This window comes from Streptomyces bobili, assembly GCF_002154575.1.
GTDB lineage: Bacteria > Actinomycetota > Actinomycetes > Streptomycetales > Streptomycetaceae > Streptomyces > Streptomyces bobili.
On sequence record NZ_MUBA01000021.1, the window covers coordinates 1 to 4292 of the forward strand.

Below are 4292 nucleotides of genomic sequence, written 5' to 3' on the forward strand. Positions count from 1 at the left end.
TCTTCTCGTGGGACGGCGCGGGCGAGGACAGCCAGCGGCTGTTCTCCCACTTCCGCAAGGTGGCGAAGGACAACAACGCCACCATGACCTACTTCCTCAGCGGCGTGTACCTGCTGCCGGAGCACAAACGCGACCTCTACAAGCCTCCCCAGCATTCGCCGGGCCGCTCCGACATCGGCTTCAACGACGAGCAGGGCATCGCCGACACCGTGAAGCAACTGCGCCAGGCATGGCTCGAGGGCAACGAGGTCGGCACCCACTTCAACGGCCACTTCTGCGGCAAGGGCGGTGGCGTCGGCGAGTGGTCGGTCGAGGAGTGGAAGGAGGAGATCGCCCAGGCCAAGCAGTTCGTGAAGACCTGGAAGACCAACACGGGCATGGCGAAGGCGGCCCCGCTGCCCTTCGACTACGACAAGGAACTCATCGGCGCCCGCACCCCCTGCCTGGAGGGCCAGGAAAACTTCCGTAAGGCCGGCCGGGAGCTGGGCTTCCGCTACGACACCAGTGGCGTCAACAACCAGGTCTGGCCCGGCAAGAAGGAGGGCCTGTGGGATCTGTCCATGCAGCTCGTGCCCTTCCCCGGCCACTCCTTCGAGCAGCTCACCATGGACTACAACTTCATGGTCAACCAGTCCGGCACCGCCACCCAGGGCGACCCCGCCAAACACGAGTACTGGGGCGACCAGATGCGTGACGGCCTGCTCAGGGGTTTCCAGCGGGCCTATGACGGCAACCGCGCACCGCTGATCATCGGCAACCACTTCGAGTCCTGGAACGGCGGCACGTACATGCGCGCCATCGAGGAGGTCGTGGAGAACGTGTGCACCAAGGAAGAGGTGCGCTGCGTCTCCTTCCGGCAGCTCGCGGACTGGCTGGACGCCCAGGACCCGCAGACCTTGGCCAAGCTGCGCGGCCTCGGAGTCGGTGAGGCCCCGAAGCAGGGCTGGGCGTCCTTCCTCTCAGGCAGCCCGGCCCCGGCCCCGAAGGGTGTGCCCGGGGCGCCGGCGGTCAAGCGGTAGCGGTCGGTCGTAGGTGGCGCTGTCGCGCGGGGGTAGGCCCTCGCGCGACCGTCACACCGAGGCGGTCACGCTCTCGCCGAGGACGAAACCGGGGTCGACCTGCGCGGCCAGGTCCGCCCCGGTGCGCTCGTTCCCCCATGACTGGGCGTTCTTCAGATGGAAGTGCACCATCTGGCGTGTGTAGCGCTCCCGGTCGCGCCGCTCGTACGCCGAGTCGGCGGCCGTCCGCAGCAGGTTCAGGGCGCGACGGTTGGTGTCCTCCAGGGAGTCGAACCGGGGCGGCCGGCCCTTCTCCATGGCGCGCACCCAGTCCGAGTGCCCGAAGGTCACGAGCAGGTCGTCCCCCACCTCGGCGCGGAGGAAGTCGAGGTCGTCCTGCCCCTGCACCTTGTTGCCGACGACCTTCAGCTCGACGCCGTAGTCACGGGCGTACTCCTTGTACTGGCGGTAGACGGAGACCCCCTTCCGGGTCGGCTCGGCGACGAGGAACGTGATGTCGAAGCGGGTGAACATGCCGGAGGCGAAGGAGTCCGAGCCCGCCGTCATGTCGACCACCACGTACTCGTCGCGGCCGTCCACCAGGTGGTTCAGGCACAGCTCCACCGCTCCCGTCTTGGAGTGGTAGCAGGCGACCCCCAGGTCGGCGTCCGTGAAGGGGCCCGTGACCATCAAACGGACGGCGCCACCATCGAGTTCCACCGGCCGCGCGCACGCGTCGTACACCGGGTTGTCCTCCGACACCCGCAGCAGCCGCGAGCCCTCGCCGGGCGGGGTCGTCTTGATCATCGTCTCGGCGGAGGTGATGCGGGGGTTGGTGCCGCGCAGATAGTCCTTGATCAGCGGCAGCCGGTCGCCCATCGCGGGCAGTGCGACGGCCTCGGCCTCGTCGAGTCCGAGGGCTGGGCCCAGGTGCTGGTTGATGTCCGCGTCGATCGCCATCACCGGCACGCCGAGGGTCGCGAGATGGCGGACGAACAGGGACGACAGGGTGGTCTTGCCGCTGCCGCCCTTCCCAACGAAAGCAGTTTTCATGTTCAGCAAGCGTAGTGCGAGGAGCGGCCTGCTCGGCCCACGCGCGTGAAGAAGACCACTCCTTCGTGGGGTCCGCGGCTCCGTTGCGTAATGTCGTACTCATGAGTACGACAGGCGCTACCGCCGATCCGCTCGCAGCCCTGGGATCGCTGCCCGGGGTGGCCGACTCCGTCGAAACCGTGCGCAAGGCCGTGGACCGGGTCTACGGGCACCGCATCATGCGACGCCGCAGCACCGCGATCACCTCCGAGGCCGCCCTGCGTGGCTCCCGCGGCTCCGCGGCGCTGTCCGGGGCGGACTGGGCCCTGGAGGAGGTGCGCCGGCGCAGCGACTTCGGTGCCGACGACGAGGCGCGCGTCGTCGGTGCGGCTCTGCGGCTGACCGCCGAGGCGGGCCAGCTGCTGTCCATCTGGCGGCAGTCGCCTCTGCGCGTGCTGGCCCGGCTCCACCTGGTGGCCGCCGCGACGGACGGCGACGAGGTGGGCCGGCCGCGGCAGGCGGGAGAGGCGGTCGACGAGCCGCTGGTCGAACTGCCGCCGCCGAGCGCGGACGAGGTCTCCGGCCGGCTGGAGGGGCTGTCCGAGCTGATCGTCACGGGAAGTTCCGCGCCCGCCCTGGTCACGGCCGCCGTCGTGCACGGCGAGCTTCTCGCCCTGCGCCCCTTCGTCTCGCACAACGGCCTCGTCGCGCGTGCGGCGCAGCGCATCGTCCTGATCGGCAGCGGCCTCGACCCCAAGTCGGTCTGCCCCCCCGAAGTGGGCCACGCGGAACTGGGCCGGGCGGCCTACCTCGCGGCCCTCGACGGCTACGTCTCCGGTACCCCGGAGGGCATGGCGGCCTGGATCGCGCACTGCGGCCGGGCGGTCGAACTGGGAGCCCGCGAGTCGACAGCGGTGTGCGAGGCGCTCCAGCGCGGGGCGGCGTAACGGAAGAAGGCTCCCCGAAGGGAGCCTGAACAGGGTTGCGGCGGTACGAGTTCTCGTACCGCCGCTGGCATGCTCACCGGGTTACCAAGCGTCCTCGATATATGCCCATCAGGTCGGGAGCTTCGCCCGTCACCTGGTGCGGCTGGCCCGTAATCGACGGGTCGACGTCGCGTGGGTGCTCGATGCTCATGCTTCGGTCCGTGGGGCCAAATGCGGTATTCAGGTAATCCTCTCGGATGTCCTTGGTCTCGCGGGCCGTTGAATCCTTTGTACTCCAGGACCCGGGCAAGCGGAAGTGCTGGCGCCGGTTCTTTACTTTTACCCTCAAACAGGTGGGAAACGGGCGCAGGTGAGGGGGTGGGCGCGACTCAGGCGGTCGCCGCTGCCCGCCGCCGGCTGGCGTACCAGACGAGGCCGGCCGTGGCCGCCGCGGCGCCTACCGCCGCCATGGCGACGAGTGCCGGACGGGGCGGGACCGAGAACCCCGGAATCCGCTGCTTGAGCCGCACCGGGCGGTGGAAGTCCAGAATCGGCCACCCGCGGGCGACGGCCTCTCGGCGCAGCGTGCGGTCCGGGTTCACGGCGTGCGGATGGCCGACCGCCTCCAGCATCGGCAGATCGGTCGCCGAGTCGCTGTAGGCGTAACAGCGCGAGAGGTCGTACCCCTCGGACTCCGCCAGTTCCCTGACCGCCTCCGCCTTGGTCGGGCCGTACGCGTAGTACTCCACCTCGCCGGTGAAGCAGCCGTCCTCGCCCACGACCATCCGGGTGGCCACCACGCGGTCCGCGCCGAGCAGTTCGCCGATCGGCTCGACGACCTCCGCGCCCGACGTGGACACGATCACGACGTCGCGGCCGGCGGTGTGGTGTTCCTCGATGAGGGAGGCCGCCTCGTCGTAGATGAGCGGGTCGATCAGGTCGTGAAGGGTCTCGGCGACGATCTCCTTCACCTGCTGGACGTTCCAGCCGCGGACCATCGCGGAGAGGTACTCGCGAGTCCGCTCCATCTGGTCGTGGTCCATACCGCCGACGAGGAAGACGAACTGGGCGTATGCGGTGCGCAGGGCGGCCCTGCGGTTGATCAGCCCGCCTTGGTAGAAGGACTTGCTGAAGGTGAGCGTGCTGGACTTCGCAATGACCGTCTTGTCCAGGTCGAAGAAGGCCGCTGTGCGGGGCAAGGAGTGGTTTTCCACACCCTTGAGCATAGGGCCAGCTCATTCGGCGTAAGGTCGGCGTGTGGGTTTGCCTGAGAAGGCTCTCGGGTACACCATGGAAGTCACGGATCGTTCGCGACCGTGCTAACCCGGTCCGACTC

4 protein-coding genes are annotated in these 4292 nt (G+C 68.9%); 2 read left to right on the plus strand and 2 right to left on the minus strand.

Annotated elements, in window-relative coordinates; all coding sequences use genetic code 11:
• The coding region (locus BZL64_RS02470) for a polysaccharide deacetylase family protein (protein ID WP_086765641.1) at window positions 1-1019 on the plus strand (1019 nt) is incomplete at its 5' end.
• A gap of 51 nt (window positions 1020-1070) precedes the next feature.
• Here the strand turns inward: BZL64_RS02470 and BZL64_RS02475 are convergent.
• Window positions 1071-2051 carry an ATP-binding protein gene (locus BZL64_RS02475; RefSeq protein WP_086765643.1) on the minus strand — a complete coding sequence of 327 codons (981 nt, stop codon included), beginning with the start codon at window positions 2049-2051 and terminating at the stop codon, window positions 1071-1073.
• 101 nt (window positions 2052-2152) lie between these two features.
• On the opposite strand from BZL64_RS02475, the gene BZL64_RS02480 reads away from it, so the two are divergent.
• Window positions 2153-2977, plus strand: coding sequence for a Fic family protein (locus BZL64_RS02480; RefSeq protein WP_086765646.1), 825 nt, complete (start codon window positions 2153-2155; stop codon window positions 2975-2977).
• A gap of 368 nt (window positions 2978-3345) precedes the next feature.
• Here BZL64_RS02480 and BZL64_RS02485 read toward each other — a convergent pair whose 3' ends face one another.
• Window positions 3346-4182 (minus strand): HAD family hydrolase, encoded by an 837-nt coding sequence (locus tag BZL64_RS02485; protein WP_086765648.1) that lies wholly within the window; start codon window positions 4180-4182, stop codon window positions 3346-3348.
• Window positions 4183-4292 lie beyond the last annotated feature (110 nt).

Excerpts from the sequence above, each read along its gene's own strand:
- BZL64_RS02475 (WP_086765643.1), bottom strand. The coding sequence starts at position 2,051 with ATGAAAACTGCTTTCGTTGGGAAGGGCGGCAGCGGCAAGACCACCCTG.
- BZL64_RS02480 (WP_086765646.1), top strand. The coding sequence starts at position 2,153 with ATGAGTACGACAGGCGCTACCGCCGATCCGCTCGCAGCCCTGGGATCG.
- BZL64_RS02485 (WP_086765648.1), bottom strand. The coding sequence starts at position 4,182 with ATGCTCAAGGGTGTGGAAAACCACTCCTTGCCCCGCACAGCGGCCTTC.